General features: G+C 44.7%; 13 protein-coding genes and 1 tRNA gene. 6 read left to right on the plus strand and 8 right to left on the minus strand.

The genetic code is table 11. The annotated features are described in order from the left end of the window. Nucleotides 1-24 precede the first annotated feature (24 nt). On the plus strand, nucleotides 25-156 hold the full coding sequence (locus tag PSE6802_RS35520) for a hypothetical protein (RefSeq protein WP_263970390.1): 132 nt from the start codon (nucleotides 25-27) through the stop codon (nucleotides 154-156). A 173-nt stretch (nucleotides 157-329) separates the two neighbouring features. On the opposite strand, the gene PSE6802_RS29995 is transcribed toward PSE6802_RS35520, so the two are convergent. The 6 genes from PSE6802_RS29995 to PSE6802_RS0122340 form a co-directional block, all read right to left on the minus strand. Next, the gene (locus PSE6802_RS29995) at nucleotides 330-722 is read right to left on the minus strand and encodes a LexA family protein (protein WP_019502256.1); all 393 of its coding nucleotides are present in this window, start codon (nucleotides 720-722) and stop codon (nucleotides 330-332) included. Nucleotides 723-847: 125 nt separating this feature from the next. Beyond that, entirely contained in the window at nucleotides 848-1,957 is a 1,110-nt protein-coding gene (locus tag PSE6802_RS35010) for a site-specific integrase (RefSeq protein WP_019502257.1), read from the minus strand. A 487-nt stretch (nucleotides 1,958-2,444) separates the two neighbouring features. Then, nucleotides 2,445-3,520, minus strand: a protein-coding gene (locus PSE6802_RS0122320; protein ID WP_156815358.1) for an ISKra4 family transposase whose coding sequence is annotated in 2 segments (ribosomal slippage) — nucleotides 2,445-3,362 and nucleotides 3,365-3,520 — 1,074 coding nt in all. Because the reading frame shifts where the segments join, the coding sequence is not laid out codon by codon here. Between the two features lie 84 nt (nucleotides 3,521-3,604). Continuing rightward, the gene (locus PSE6802_RS0122330) at nucleotides 3,605-4,141 is read right to left on the minus strand and encodes an aspartyl/asparaginyl beta-hydroxylase domain-containing protein (protein ID WP_019502258.1); all 537 of its coding nucleotides are present in this window, start codon (nucleotides 4,139-4,141) and stop codon (nucleotides 3,605-3,607) included. Nucleotides 4,142-4,254: 113 nt separating this feature from the next. After that, nucleotides 4,255-4,845 (minus strand): Crp/Fnr family transcriptional regulator, encoded by a 591-nt coding sequence (locus PSE6802_RS0122335; protein WP_019502259.1) that lies wholly within the window; start codon nucleotides 4,843-4,845, stop codon nucleotides 4,255-4,257. Between the two features lie 119 nt (nucleotides 4,846-4,964). Further along, nucleotides 4,965-5,471 carry a GUN4 domain-containing protein gene (locus PSE6802_RS0122340; RefSeq protein WP_162139235.1) on the minus strand — a complete coding sequence of 169 codons (507 nt, stop codon included), beginning with the start codon at nucleotides 5,469-5,471 and terminating at the stop codon, nucleotides 4,965-4,967. A gap of 104 nt (nucleotides 5,472-5,575) precedes the next feature. Here PSE6802_RS0122340 and PSE6802_RS0122345 point away from each other — a divergent pair, with 104 nt between their 5' ends. Beyond that, the gene (locus PSE6802_RS0122345; protein WP_019502261.1) at nucleotides 5,576-6,847 is read left to right on the plus strand and encodes an ISKra4 family transposase; all 1,272 of its coding nucleotides are present in this window, start codon (nucleotides 5,576-5,578) and stop codon (nucleotides 6,845-6,847) included. A 19-nt stretch (nucleotides 6,848-6,866) separates the two neighbouring features. On the opposite strand, the gene PSE6802_RS0122350 is transcribed toward PSE6802_RS0122345, so the two are convergent. Then, nucleotides 6,867-7,571: a hypothetical protein gene (locus PSE6802_RS0122350; RefSeq protein ID WP_019502262.1), complete on the minus strand. Its 705-nt coding sequence runs from the start codon at nucleotides 7,569-7,571 to the stop codon at nucleotides 6,867-6,869. 188 nt (nucleotides 7,572-7,759) lie between these two features. Beyond that, the gene (locus PSE6802_RS0122355) at nucleotides 7,760-8,941 is read right to left on the minus strand and encodes an RtcB family protein (protein WP_019502263.1); all 1,182 of its coding nucleotides are present in this window, start codon (nucleotides 8,939-8,941) and stop codon (nucleotides 7,760-7,762) included. Nucleotides 8,942-9,269: 328 nt separating this feature from the next. On the opposite strand from PSE6802_RS0122355, the gene PSE6802_RS0122360 reads away from it, so the two are divergent. The 4 genes from PSE6802_RS0122360 (at nucleotide 9,270) to PSE6802_RS0122375 (ending at nucleotide 13,493) form a co-directional block, all read left to right on the plus strand. Beyond that, entirely contained in the window at nucleotides 9,270-11,327 is a 2,058-nt protein-coding gene (locus PSE6802_RS0122360) for a M48 family metalloprotease (protein ID WP_019502264.1), read from the plus strand. 81 nt (nucleotides 11,328-11,408) lie between these two features. Further along, nucleotides 11,409-11,480 (plus strand) — tRNA-Lys (locus PSE6802_RS0122365). 164 nt (nucleotides 11,481-11,644) lie between these two features. Continuing rightward, nucleotides 11,645-12,850: a tyrosine-type recombinase/integrase gene (locus PSE6802_RS0122370; protein WP_019502265.1), complete on the plus strand. Its 1,206-nt coding sequence runs from the start codon at nucleotides 11,645-11,647 to the stop codon at nucleotides 12,848-12,850. Continuing rightward, nucleotides 12,840-13,493: a hypothetical protein gene (locus PSE6802_RS0122375; RefSeq protein ID WP_019502266.1), complete on the plus strand. Its 654-nt coding sequence runs from the start codon at nucleotides 12,840-12,842 to the stop codon at nucleotides 13,491-13,493. Before PSE6802_RS0122370 ends, PSE6802_RS0122375 begins: the two co-directional genes overlap by 11 nt. The last annotated feature ends 17 nt before the right edge of the window (nucleotides 13,494-13,510 follow it).

Below are 13,510 nucleotides of genomic sequence, written 5' to 3' on the forward strand. Positions count from 1 at the left end.
GATTACCCTCACCTTGAAAAATTCATGACACTAACACTATTGCAAGAATTACTTGCACTACCCAATGAAACCGAGTGGGTAGAGTTCAAGCATAACAATAGCGCCCCAGACAACGAATCAAGGAAACATGCCAAGTACGTGCCATTTGGGGCATAGATTTTATATGACTGTTATTTGACTAATGTGCTAAATCCAAACGCAAGACTGACCGTCTCAATCTGTACAGTCCTTATACGGCAAGCATTACACTTTGCAGATCTTATATGACTTTTATTTGACTTACAGCAAGCGATCGCCTGACCGCATGTTTTAGCTCGGTTAAGTTATGTCTAGGGCTGACCAAGCAGCTTCGTTCCTCTTGGCAAGTCACGCACAACTCTGATGACTACTCCCCAAACATGAAAGTCGTCATCTGGACTGACACGTAGAGGCTTATAGTTAGGATTTGCTGCCAACAGTACTATCCCATTATTCTCCCACTTAAGTTGCTTAACGGTGAGGTCACCATTGACAACAGCGATCGCAATATCAAGCTCCATCAGCTCAGTGGTTTGCTCTACCATCAGCATATCGCCATGATTGATGCCTGCATTAATCATCGAATCACCAGCTACATGCAAGAGGAATGTCTTATCAGGATGCTTGATGAAATCTTTCAAGTCGATCTCATCCTCAATATAATCCTCAACAGAGGAAGGGGAACCCGCAGGGACGGGGCACATATACAGAGGGAATCGCGCCTTACTCGAACAACTTGCTCTATAAATTGCTACAACTTTCATAAAAAGACGATATTGAAAACTGTACGTCAATCATAAAGCTATATCTTGTTTTATGACAATAGTTTTCAGCTATTTAGTGCAGAATTTCCAACTTTTTCATCTTTTTTCTGTGGTGGGCGCGGTCTGTCAGGTCGAAGCATGATCGTTTCATAGGCTCTAGCATGATGGCGATCGCTGATCCATCGATGATAAGTTTCGCTGTGGATAGCCATTGAGTGTCCCATTTGCTGAGCCGCCAATTCGATTGGCAGTCCAAATTCCATCGAACGAATTGCCCACGCATGGCGCAGATCGTAAGGAGCAAAAGGTACTTTGTACTTCCAGAACTGTCTGTTGGCAGCGTTACCTGGCTTTTGAACTTTTGGATGTTTGGGATTGCTCAGGTCAAAAATCTCCACCCATTCAGGATAAATAGGATAGACTCTGCGATCACCTGTCTTCCCATCAGTAATATTCAGGATAGGCATATCATCAAAGTTGAGAAATGCTAGTTCGCTAGGTCTGATGCCATAAGTTGCCAGTATGCCATATGCCCATTGCCAGCTAGGAGTAGGAATGCGGTGAAACCACTCCTGTATTAGATCGTCGGTTGGAATATCCCGAGGCTGTACTTTTCTGGGCGAGTAATTGCCAATATAGTCTTTGAGATCGTTTTCGAGAGGGACACTAGCGAATTTAGCAAGCGATCGCAGGGCAAGACAGTATCGGCGACGGGTGCGCGTATCAGGTTTGGTACTGAGCACCAGATCCATAATCGCTCGCTCGGTGAGAAGCTTGTCATGGGGTAAACGCTTGAATACTTCGTCATAGTTCTTCTGCCATGTCACAGGTGAGCGATCGGCTTTAGCAAAGTAGTCAGTCTTGAATTGACCAATCAGATCGACAATTGCTAGTTTTTCAGTCTGTTGGTCATCAAATTTGAGAAAAGGTGTCCAATCGAAGCGTTGCTGATCCAGCAACCCCGAAACTTCCTTAGCCTTGGCCTCCGCAAAGCTGAGTCCCGTTGCTGTGGCATTTACCCCTAGAAAAATTCTTTGTCGGGAAGGACGAGTCAGCTCGCTTTCTGGTTTTGGTGGCAATGTACCTCGTAGAACAAGGCGATCGCCGATTTGTTCAATACGTAAGCGGATCTTTCCAGCGCGTAGGCGCGCATTGGCTTGTTCGAGTCTGTCCATAAAAAACTGTGGAACTCCCTTATGTCTGAAGTTTGTAAGCCCAAGTTATTGTGACCACTTTTATGACCGATTATAGCGAAAATTTTGATAAATTTTGATATCTCTTGATATGTGTTGATATCGTGAAACCCCTTTAAAATAATGGTTAGAGACTAGATTTAAAGGTCTTCAGGTTGCTAATGGTTACGGTCTCTCTGACCGCATTCTACTTAACTACAAAAGCCTTGACATCCATACCCAGGTTGCTTTCTAGACTGGTATTGCACCTTTCAACAGCTACCAGAACAGGTCAAAAAGTACCAACATTTTTGCTAAATTTAGGCCAAATTTTAGTCTAGACTAAATGACTATGTAGCTCTATTTTGGTATGGGGCAAAGTTTATCCTATGGAAAAACCGATCCAAGCCAACGATCGCCTAAAAGCAGGTAAAGTTAGTTACGCATCGAACAAGTCAGCGATCGCATAGCTTGGAAAATTGGGAGCATCTCAGTTTTGCAAGGCAAGGTTAAGAGAGCCATTAAGGTAAGCAGAACGGTGTTTGAGGACTTGTGGCACATTATCACGGTTCCATTGAGCGCCAGAGATTTTGATGCGTCTAGCGATTTGCTTAACAGCAGATTCCACTGCGCCAGAACCAATAGAGCAAATCTGCTCGGTTTGGAAATACCAATAATCAGGAATACGATGGCGATGCTTGTGCAGATAAGCAATAAAATTGATGCTCTGAGGACTAGCTAAGTGATTGAGCTCAGCAATAGCTGCAGTCACATTACCCCGCCACAAAAAAGCTTCGACCCCAGTCAAAAGTTGAGCTGTAGCCTCAATTTTATGCAGGTTTTCCACCAAATGGAACCAGTCCAAGATTTCATAGCGACTATCAGGTATAGAGATCTGGGCAATAATATTCCAAATCCCATCATGTCCATCCCCAATACAGGTAACCATATCTGCTAAAGGCTGTCGATTTACCCAGTCTGTTAAGGCAATGTTATCTTGAAATGTGGCAAATATGGCTTGTCCATGCAAGTTCACAGCTTTATAGTCCTTCCACTCACTTGGCTGTCCAAGTGGCGTGCGCAGTCTGATTCTGCCTCCATCGACACTTAATTCCTCGACCGACTCTTCTACCTCTAGGGGGCTAAATTCATGGCGATGCACCAGGCGCTGTTGTGTACTGCGCGATATTTGCACTCCCATCAACATGGCTAAGTCTTTGGCGGCTTGTTCGTAGGATACATTCGCACTCAAGATCAGGCTACATCTTTCCACATACGGGCTCACCTGGCTATAGGGGGCTACTTTGAGCTTCTGCGCTTGCTTTTGCGTGAGGTGGAGCTGTCCGATGCTGCTTTGCACTCGCCTGCGGCGTCCTGCTTCTGTGCCCGTAACTGTGCGGATAAAAAACTCCCTATTTCTGGGCTGACATGTTCGAGGATTTGCTGCCGCACAGCGATTTCGATCCCTTCCAAGCTGGTTAGTTGTTCCGATGGTGTATTCTGATAAAGGATGGCGGCAATAGCTTGAACGTGCGCTTGCATTTCTTTTTCCTGCTCTGGAGTCATGGTTGCTCTCCTTGGGGTTGGTTTCTCGTATTCCTATCTTCTGATTTCTTCCCCCTTTTGGCTACCCATCTATATTAAGCATTATTACTCAGTGCAAAGTTGAGATGCTCCCGAAATCTCTTCGAAAAAGATTTCTAAACCTGGTTTGCTAAAATCTAGCAACAGCACTGTGCGTACTAAATCAGAATCATTCCATGCTTCGTGCTCCGTTGTATCCTCAAAGATTAAGCAATGACCTTCTTGCCAATGCTTGACCTCTTCTCCAACTCTGAGCGTGCAATTTGGAGGAACAACCAGGCCGAGATGCAAACGAAATTCGTTCCTAGCCCACCCTGTGTGAGCCTCAATATGGGTATGCGGTGCTAGGCGAGAAAATCCTGCCAAGGTTAGATTAGGAATGCTTTCTAAAATTTTTGCTGTTTGCGGACAGCGATCGCACGCTGCATTAATTCGCTTCCCTAATGCAAAAAGTCCAAATACCCTCCAATCACCTTGATACATCTCGCGTTGTACCCAAGGGTCAAAGATATCCTGTGGTAATGCTAAATATTCATCTCGAATTACTTTCCACTGCTTTACCAGAGTGTCTGTGAAGTCAAATAGATCGGGGTCGTAAAACATCTTTTATTGCCTTATCATTTATCGGTGTCACCTAGTATAAATTCGCCCACTCAGATAAATAAAGAGGTTCTTTTTGATAAAAATCAAATTTGATAAAAATCAATTTGGAATGATTAGTTGTTTATACGCTGGCGATTCTGCCAAGTAGAGCGAAGTCGGCTAAGATTTGCTTGTGCCATGCCTAGATAAGAAGCGAGATGTCCGAGTTTTACTTTTTTTAGAATATCTGGACGCCGATCGAGCACATTATCATAACGTTCGGCGGCAGACATCGATTGTAGAGAAAGTATACGTTCTTGACATTCCATATAATATCTTTCGGTTATTAAACGACCCAGCTTATTCCAAATAATATCTTTTTCATACAGAAATTGCAGAGTTTCGTAGCTAATCGAAATCAGCTTACAGTCTGAAATAGTTACAATTTTTTCAGGACTAGGCTTGCGCGATACAAAACTGTAAAAAGAACTAACAAAATCCCCTGCAAATCCAAACCATGCCGTTATTTCCTTACTATCCTGATAGTAAATTGCCCTTACCGTTCCCTCTTCTACAAAGTGCAAGTAGTTGGATGTCTCACCCAACTCCTGTAGAACTGCATTTTTAGGTAATTCTTGTCGCTTAACTAACTTGCTAAGCTCTTCTTGATGCTTAGAACTCAGGATGACAAATCGATCGAGTGCACTAAAGAGTTTTTGATGCATTATCTAATTTCTACTTTGAGTAAATTCATTCAACCTAGCAAGTGAGCCAACCATATGGCAACCAACTTTCTCTCTCAACAGATAACCTCGCTCTGTCCTAGTCGATTAGTTTACTATGCTTACTTACCACTCAAGTCTCGCTCTAAGACAAGACATTGCCATCGCCAGCTTAAACCTCTAGTGATATGCATGTAGCATGGGGGGTTCCCTCTATGCCCTGGATAAGATGGGAGATATCCTTTTGCTACTGATTTAGGATTGTTAAAATGATAATTTATGCTATAATTCAATCCATTGAACCATCTTAGCTGTTTAAGGAAACACCGATCGAACTGATAAATTTCTTCTTGATTATATGATGGGAACGGCCAATAAATATTGGGATTTCCTAAATCTTCCCAAACTTCCTTTTGCGAACTGTACCCGAACCAATTATTGCTGTAGTTTTGCCACAGGCGATCAAGAGCTATAAGTTCATTCAGTGGAAAGGCTCTAAGCTCATCAGGATATAGATCTCGAAATTCATTCACTCCTGAGATTTCGACTAGCTTACGACATGTTTCCTCATCAGCATTTTGCCATTCTCGATCTGCCAATGATTTCTCTAAGCAACTATAATCAATCATCGCAATTACTTTACTAAGGATGGGCATGACCAAAATTTGATGTAAAAGACAAAAGCTGATAAGGTTAATCAGTAGGGGTAAGGAATTAAGAGAAAGATTAAAGCATGAGTACATCAATAATCGAGAGTAATGAGAAATTTGTAACGCTTCAAATTACGATACCATACAGCAAATCATTTTTAGAGACGGAAACAAGCATTCAATCAGCGTTAAATGATGCAGGGACGGTAGCGAGTGGAGAAGCACTAAAACAGTTAGATACGGATGGATTGCCGATAGAAGTGGATGGAAAAAACTGGACGAGCAAGGGGAAACAGGCGAAAACATATCAAACACCCTATGGCAACATCAGCATCAGTCGACATGTTTATCAAGCGAGTACAGGAGGGGCAACATACTGTCCATTGGAAGTAGAGGCAAGGATCATCATCACTTCAACACCAAGATTAGCGAAGCAGATCAGTCACAAATATGCAGAAATGAGTAGCGTGAGGTTAGTTGAAGACTTACGCGAGAATCATGGAATCACAGTACATCGTTCATTTGTACAGACATTAGCCGAAGCAGTTGGCAGTATCGCGCTGAGCAAAGAGGAGGACTGGGCTTACCAAACACCAAAACTAGAGGTAGCAATTCCGACAGTGAGTATCGGATTAGATGGTACTTGTATGTTGTTATGTGGTGAGGGCTATCGCCAAGCAATGGTGGGTACGATTAGCTTGTATGACCAATCAGGGGACAGGCAACACACAACTTACATAGCTGCCACCCCCGAATATGGACGTGAGCGGTTTTTAGGACGACTGCAACGGGAAGTAGAGACTGTCAAGCAATTGTATCCCAATGCCCATTATCAAGGTTTAGCCGATGGTGCTCCCGAAAACTGGACTTTTCTAAATACCGTAACCGACACCCAAACATTGGACTTTTACCATGCCACCCAGTATTTAGACAAAGCAGCTAAGGCTCTTCATCCACGTAACGAGCAGGCACAAAAAGCTTGGATGGATACCCATTGTCATGACCTTAAACATGAATTTGGAGGGGCTTCGAGGTTACTTGCAGAAATACAAACCATTCAACCCAAGAGAGTTTCTCAATCCATTATTCAAGGACTTCAAGATGCTATTACTTATTTTCGCAATCATCATCATCAAATGCTTTATGCTGAAGCCATCTCCTCTAATTTACCAATCGGTTCCGGAGTCACCGAAGCTGCTTGCAAAGTAATTATTAAGGCTCGCTTGGGAGGGGCTGGCATGAAATGGAAAGATTGGGGTGCTTCTATCGTTTTGAGCCTTAGAACTTTGACTTATACCAAAGGTCGTTGGCAGCAATTCTGGTCTAATATCAATCGCTATGGTTTCTCCCTCTAATCCCTACATCAAATTATGGTCACACCCCTAAGGATTGTTGCGATCTTAGCATTTTTGATACTGCTTTAGAATTTTCTAAGAGAGCCCAAAAAAGCCAAATAAACCCTACCCTTAAAGCTATGATATATAATTTTCTAGTTAAAGGTAATAATTGTTCCTGCATTAAGTCTGAAAATACCCAAGGAGATGCAGCTATCATCAACCCTATGCGAGTCCATAACACTGTAGTAAGGAGTCTTGGGAAACTAACTAAAATCTTGGTTAAAAAGAATGCAAAGATAAGAAATAAAATTCCAAAAACAAACTCTACTCCTTGATCGATGTAAAATATAGTTAAGTCGCCTTCATAGTATCTTTCGATAAATAAGCTCGTGTAGCTTGAAAAATAAATTGAAAATATTGGTCGACTGACTAAAGCCAAGCCAATAAAGAAAAAAAATATTCCTAGTATCCCTGGTGTTGCTAGACTAAATACATCCTTTTTAATCAGAACGCTATTCCGCTTGATAGTGCAGTTCATTAAGCCCGATAAGCCTGGCTTCAAGATAATATCGTACTTAATAATTTCATTGTCTTCACTTACTTCAAAATGGTGAGCGGATGATATCCAAAAATTCAGTTTTTTAGAAACTATGTCGTTGTCGTAGTAGACATATTCCTGACCAGTTAAATTAAAAGCTAATTGTATATCGTGATTTCCAATCCTAAAATTAATTCTATTCACATCGCCTTCCTGATTTAGCTATGTCTTAAAGCATAAACCTTTACACATAGACAAGTAAAGAGGCTTTTTTTGATATAAATCAAATTTGGGAATATATAGCCATAAACAATAGGCTTAGGACAGGATGCAGGGTTAGCCCCCCTGCTGGGATGCATCCTCCCCGTCCTAACAGATCTATCTACAGCTTATTATCCCTTTACGCAAACGACCTGCTTCAGCGTTGCCACCACTTCCACCAGATCGGCCTGATTGCTCATCACCTGCTCGATGGGCTTGTAGGCTCCAGGAATCTCGTCAATAATCGCCTCATCCTTGCGGCACTCAACACCTGCTGTTTGTGCGATCAGGTCATCCAGTGTGAATTGATTTTTGGCCTTGTTGCGCGACATCAGGCGACCTGCGCCGTGACTGCAACTGCAATAGCTTTCCGCATTGCCCTTGCCCTTGACGATATAAGATTTCGCTCCCATCGAGCCTGGGATGATACCATAATCCTCCTCGCGAGCGCGGACGGCACCCTTGCGCGTTACGTAGACTTCCTCGCCATAGTGCATCTCCTTTTCGGCATAGTTATGGTGGCAGTTTACCTCCAGCAAGGCCCTGGTGGGCTTGCCACCGGCAAGGTGCTTCTCGATAATTTTCTTAAAGCGTGCCAGCATCACGTCGCGATTGAAGTGAGCGTAGTCCTGCGCCCATTGCAGATCGTGCCAATAGGCATCGAATGCAGAGGAATTGGAGACAAAGTAGGCTAGATCCGGATCGGGAAGAGAAGTGTCGGATAGTCTGGCTAGATCTTTGGCAGTGTTGATATGGCATTGCGCCATCACGTTACCGATGCCGCGCGATCCTGAATGCAGCATTAGCCACACCTGGTCTTCAGCATCGAGACAGACTTCCAAAAAGTGATTGCCGCCCCCGAGCGAACCCATCTGACGCAGCGCCTTACCTTCTAGATCGCGCACGCCGGGATGCAGGTTTTTGAAGTCTCTCCAACCCTGCCAGTTCGTTACCGCCTTCTCGATCTCCTTATTTTCATTAAATCCCACCGGAATAGCAGCTTCGAGATCCAAACGAATCTTCTTCAACTTACCTTCCAGTTGAGTAGACTTAAATGGAGTCTTTACAGCAGCCATCCCACATCCAATATCAACTCCCACAGCCGCTGGGATAATCGCTTCTTTTGTAGCAATTACGGAACCCACTAAAGCTCCCTTACCCAAGTGTACGTCGGGCATCAAAGCAACGTGTTTGAAAACAAAGGGTAGTGAGGCGACGTTTCTCGCCATTTTCATCTCATCATGCCCGAGGTCGTGATTAGCCCAGGACAGTACGGGATTAGGTGTGGATATATTTAAATTTTCGTAGGGCATAATCTTTGACTCCTGACATTGAGAATTGAGAAGTATAGCGTTTTTTAATTGAGAACAGGTTTTATTGACGGAGTGAAGGGGTTCCACCCCTTCTTGGGGGCGTTGCCCCCACCCCCCCCTACTCTTTCCGAATCTGAAAACCGCTATAGGAGTATAAGTTCAGCAGCATCTTTTGGGAAAGAGACTACCAGAGTAATAACCTCTATTCAGTCACTACATCTCAATTTGTTTATGCTACAACATGCTACAAGGAAATGCAAGATCCTATTGCCGATCGCACTAGACAAAGCTAACCTCAGAATATAGGGAATACACAAGGGCGATCGATATGTCACTTAAAGCTGCTAAGGAAGCACTATTGCGCAAGCGCTACACCGAAGCGATCGCAATTTTGCTGGAATACTGTCAAGACAGCCCCGATCCTGGCACTAAAGAGTATATTCAGGCGCAGATGTGGCTGGTGTCGGCCTACCAACGCACGGGGCGGGCTGATAAAGCGATCGCGATCTGCGAGCAACTGCAAGAAAACCCCGATCCGCAGTTACAACAGTGGTCGAGAAAATCTTTGGTTACCCTGAGGGCAGCGCTGGAAGAAGCTCCCGATTCTGGTATTAAATCTAATCCCGACGTGGCATCAGTGGTGAAGTCCAAGCCCAATCGCTATCGCAAGGGCAACGTTACTTTAGCACTTGCCACTAAATTCAGGTTGTACTACATCCTGGCAGCATTTGTAACCATCATGCTCGTCGTCGGCATTATCTTTGGCATACATCTATGGCTGATTGGTTTAGTGTCGCTGGTATTTACTACGGGTTGGCTAATTGCCGCGACTATTAGCACGATAGTACTCGGTACGATTTTATTTTTTATGTCGCCCTGGATTGTCGAAATCGCGCAGAAGCAATACCACCGCACGCAGTGGGTCACACTTGCCGACCTGGACGAAATCGCACCGGAAGCAGTTACTGTAATTGAGAAGTTTTGCGAACTGCAAAATATTGATATACCGAGACTAGGTTTGATTGAAGATCGAAACCCGGTTGCTTTTATCTACGGTATCCTGCCCAATTCTGCCCGGATCGTAGTTAGTCGGGGATTGCTACAAATTCTGGATGATGATGAAATTGCCGCCGTCTATGCCTATCAACTGGGTCGCATTCGCAACTTGAGCTTTGCGATTGTGACTTTTGCCACTGCCCCCGCCCAACTGATTTATCTATTACATGTTTGGCTCAGTCGTCTCAGTTTCAGAGCCAGGCGCGCCAAAAATGCCCTGCGACTCATCGCCACGATCGCTAATGGAATCTACAACTTTGGTAACTATATCGTTTTGCTGGCTACTCGCACCAGTAGCTATCTCTGCGATCGCACTGCGGCTGAGTTAACTGGTAATCCCAATGCCATGACCCGTGCATTAACTAAAATCGCACGCGGTTTAGTGCAACAAACGCAATTAGGTCAGCCCACCAGTCGGTTATTGGAGTCTACCCGCGCTTTGGGTACCTGCGACTACAAAACTGCTATCCCAATTGGCATGGCATTTGAGATTCTCTATGCGGGGCAATCCGAACATAACTTGTATAAAGTATTTTTGTGGGAACTGTTTAATCCCTGGGCAAATTGGTTGGAATGGCACTCCACGCACGCGCTCATCGGTCGTCGCATCAAGCAGCTAACTAGTTATGTTAAACAATTAGGATTAACCAGTGAATACGATTTTCCACTGATTTTGAGTGAAGGGCGATCGCTAGATCGCCCTAAGTTACATCGGAATTTCCGACGCGACTTACTAATTCAAACCGCTCCCTACACGGGCTTGTCGTTGGGTTTAGGATTGTCCTTCACTTTGTTCTGGCTGTACAACAACTGGCTGCCCCTCAGCCTATCGATTGTTGGGTTGGGTTTAGGTATTATGTTTCAAGGTAGCTTGAGATATCCCAGCTATCGCAAAGTGGCAGATACCGATCTGGTCGGCCTGCTCGTCGATCCCTATGCCAGCACGCTATGCGGTCAACCAGTACAAATTCCTGGTGAATTATTGGGTTATGGCAGGCACGACTTGCAGTTGGGCTACACGCTTAAACTAGAAGATCAGTCCGGCTCGATCTACCTCAACTACCTGCCTAACCTCAAAACCCTCTATGCCGATCCCGGCCAAATTATCCAGCAAATGGAAATATTAGCGGGAGAGTCCGTCCTGGCAACGGGTTGGTTCCGACGCGGCGAGATCTCCGCGATCGATCTTTCTACCTTAAAGCCTATCCTGGAGAATCCTAAATCTAAAGCAAAAACGCTGGTTAGCTACCACCAACTGTGGAATAACGTACTTAGCTCTGCGATCGTGTTTTTGGGGCTAATGGTTCTGGCAGCCAGTTCTTTATTTTAAGAATTTCGGCACTGTCAAAGCCGTCAAAAATTTTTTTGAGGTGCATGCAAAACTTGTGTTATGCTTGGTAAGCGCAAAATTGGGTCGCTAACTCAACGGTAGAGTACTCGGCTTTTAACCGATTAGTTCCGGGTTCGAATCCCGGGCGACCCATCATAAGATAATCCAATACAATACGATAATGTCCGAAAAAGCTTCTACCAGGAAGCTTTCAGCATATTTATGGTCTAATATAGTCCGATACGATATGATGAAATCTTAGGTTAATCCAGGGTACAAATAGGTTACAGATAGCAATTGAGGAAAGGCTGTACCCTATGCTGACTGAGGTTCAGATTAAGAATGCTAAGCCACGGGAGAAACCATATCGTTTGTATGACGAGCGTGGCATGTTTTTTGAAGTGCGTCCTGCTAAAAATCCAAAGGGCAGTCGTTTTTTTGGGTTTAAGTTCAGGTTTGAAGGCCGAGACAGGCATATGAGCCTGGGAACTTATCCCGATCTCTCGCTAAAAGAGGCGAGGGAATTACGAGACCAATACCGCAAGCTAATTAAATCTGGCATAGACCCGATCGCCCAGAGGAACGCTGCAAAAATATCGGTGTCTCGACTGGGAGCCGATACTTTTGAGGGTGTGGCGCGAGAATGGTATCTGAGATTTTCACCCAACTGGTCGCCAAGCCACGCCAAGACAGTTATCAGGCGACTCGAAGCAGATCTAATCCCGTGGCTAAAGCATAAACCTGTTGGTGAAATCACGGCACTTGAGCTGCTAGCCGTGTTGCGCAAAGTTGAGGAGAGAGGGGCATTGGAAACTGCGCACCGGGAACTACAGATTTGCGGTCAGGTATTTCGTTACGCGATCGCCACGGGAAGATCGGAGCGCGATATTTCTGCTGACTTGAGAGGTGCGCTGCCCCCAGTACCGAAAAGTAATCACCATGCCGCTGTCGTCGATCCAAAGCGCTTGGGTGAGTTGCTCCGAATAATGGATGGCTATCAGGGTAGTTTTGTCGTGAAGTGCGCCCTACGTTTAGCACCCATGCTGTTTGTCCGGCCTGGCGAGCTGAGACATGCCGAGTGGCAGGATATGGACTTAGATAATGGCGAATGGAGATTCCTCGTAAGCAAGACGGGACAGCCGCATATTGTCCCCCTGGCAACTCAGGCGGTGGAAATTCTCAGAGAGTTACATCAATTGACAGGGCAAGGAGTATACGTTTTTCCTAGTGCGCGTTCTGGCCTGAGGGCGTTGAGTGAGAATGGCGTTTTGGCAGCATTACGCAATCTAGATATCCCCAAGGAAGAGATGTCTGGACATGGGTTCAGAGCTACTGCCAGAACGATACTGGATGAGGTTTTGAAGTTCCCACCACACTTGATCGAACATCAATTAGGTCACGTAGTCAAAGACCCGTTAGGTAGGGCGTACAACCGCACTCAACACTTGGAAGAGCGTAAAGAGATGATGCAGCGCTGGGCGGATTACTTAGACGAGCTGCGGGCTGGTAGCCATGACAATTAATTGGACGCCTTGGGATTTAGAGGATGATGAATTCACAATATTTGAGGCGGCTTGCTTATGGCTGGAAATTGAGCCGGATGAAAAACTATTGAGATCCTGCCCAGCAAAACTCAGAGTGATGATGGATGCGATTGTAAAGTATTTAGATAGATTTGCTAAACCTCGGAAAGTACTATCTATCCATGATGGATTTATGGTGGTTCAGGGCGATGAACCCGCTGACACTCGCAAAGTCAAACGTACTGATTTGGAAAAAATGGCCAAAGAAAAGGGAGTAAAGCCGAAATTTTTGTTTAAAGCGATGCGAGCGGATAATACTCAGCCAACTACCCCAGACCTTGAAGATAAGCCTTTGCACACAAGGGTGCGCAAATCCTATTTGAGGTTGATAAAAGGGCTACTCAAAAATGCAGGCATAGAACCGACTGAGTGGGGAATTGCAAAGGTTCTTGAAGGGATGGTTACAAGATCTGGTGAAACACTCGGAGACGATAAGATCCGGGGAATTTTAGAGGAGCTTAACAGTCAGCAAGCGGATGAGAATTTAGATTTGAAAGTTGTTTTAGGGATTTTAGCAGAACTCAAAAATCTAGATAAAAAACCGATTTCGTCAAATCGGAAATCGGTATCCAAGACATCCTGAGGAGCCTCAAAACCCAG

Source organism: Pseudanabaena sp. PCC 6802, assembly GCF_000332175.1.
Lineage (GTDB): Bacteria > Cyanobacteriota > Cyanobacteriia > Pseudanabaenales > Pseudanabaenaceae > PCC-6802.

What these genes read in the sequence shown, in the direction of transcription:
- PSE6802_RS0122360 (WP_019502264.1), top strand. Translation starts at nt 9,270, where the DNA reads ATGTCACTTAAAGCTGCTAAGGAAGCACTATTGCGCAAGCGCTACACC.
- PSE6802_RS0122335 (WP_019502259.1), bottom strand. Translation starts at nt 4,845, where the DNA reads ATGCATCAAAAACTCTTTAGTGCACTCGATCGATTTGTCATCCTGAGT.
- PSE6802_RS0122345 (WP_019502261.1), top strand. Translation starts at nt 5,576, where the DNA reads ATGAGTACATCAATAATCGAGAGTAATGAGAAATTTGTAACGCTTCAA.
- PSE6802_RS35010 (WP_019502257.1), bottom strand. Translation starts at nt 1,957, where the DNA reads ATGGACAGACTCGAACAAGCCAATGCGCGCCTACGCGCTGGAAAGATC.
- PSE6802_RS29995 (WP_019502256.1), bottom strand. Translation starts at nt 722, where the DNA reads ATGTGCCCCGTCCCTGCGGGTTCCCCTTCCTCTGTTGAGGATTATATT.
- PSE6802_RS0122375 (WP_019502266.1), top strand. Translation starts at nt 12,840, where the DNA reads ATGACAATTAATTGGACGCCTTGGGATTTAGAGGATGATGAATTCACA.
- PSE6802_RS0122330 (WP_019502258.1), bottom strand. Translation starts at nt 4,141, where the DNA reads ATGTTTTACGACCCCGATCTATTTGACTTCACAGACACTCTGGTAAAG.
- PSE6802_RS0122370 (WP_019502265.1), top strand. Translation starts at nt 11,645, where the DNA reads ATGCTGACTGAGGTTCAGATTAAGAATGCTAAGCCACGGGAGAAACCA.
- PSE6802_RS35520 (WP_263970390.1), top strand. Translation starts at nt 25, where the DNA reads ATGACACTAACACTATTGCAAGAATTACTTGCACTACCCAATGAAACC.
- PSE6802_RS0122355 (WP_019502263.1), bottom strand. Translation starts at nt 8,941, where the DNA reads ATGCCCTACGAAAATTTAAATATATCCACACCTAATCCCGTACTGTCC.
- PSE6802_RS0122340 (WP_162139235.1), bottom strand. Translation starts at nt 5,471, where the DNA reads ATGATTGATTATAGTTGCTTAGAGAAATCATTGGCAGATCGAGAATGG.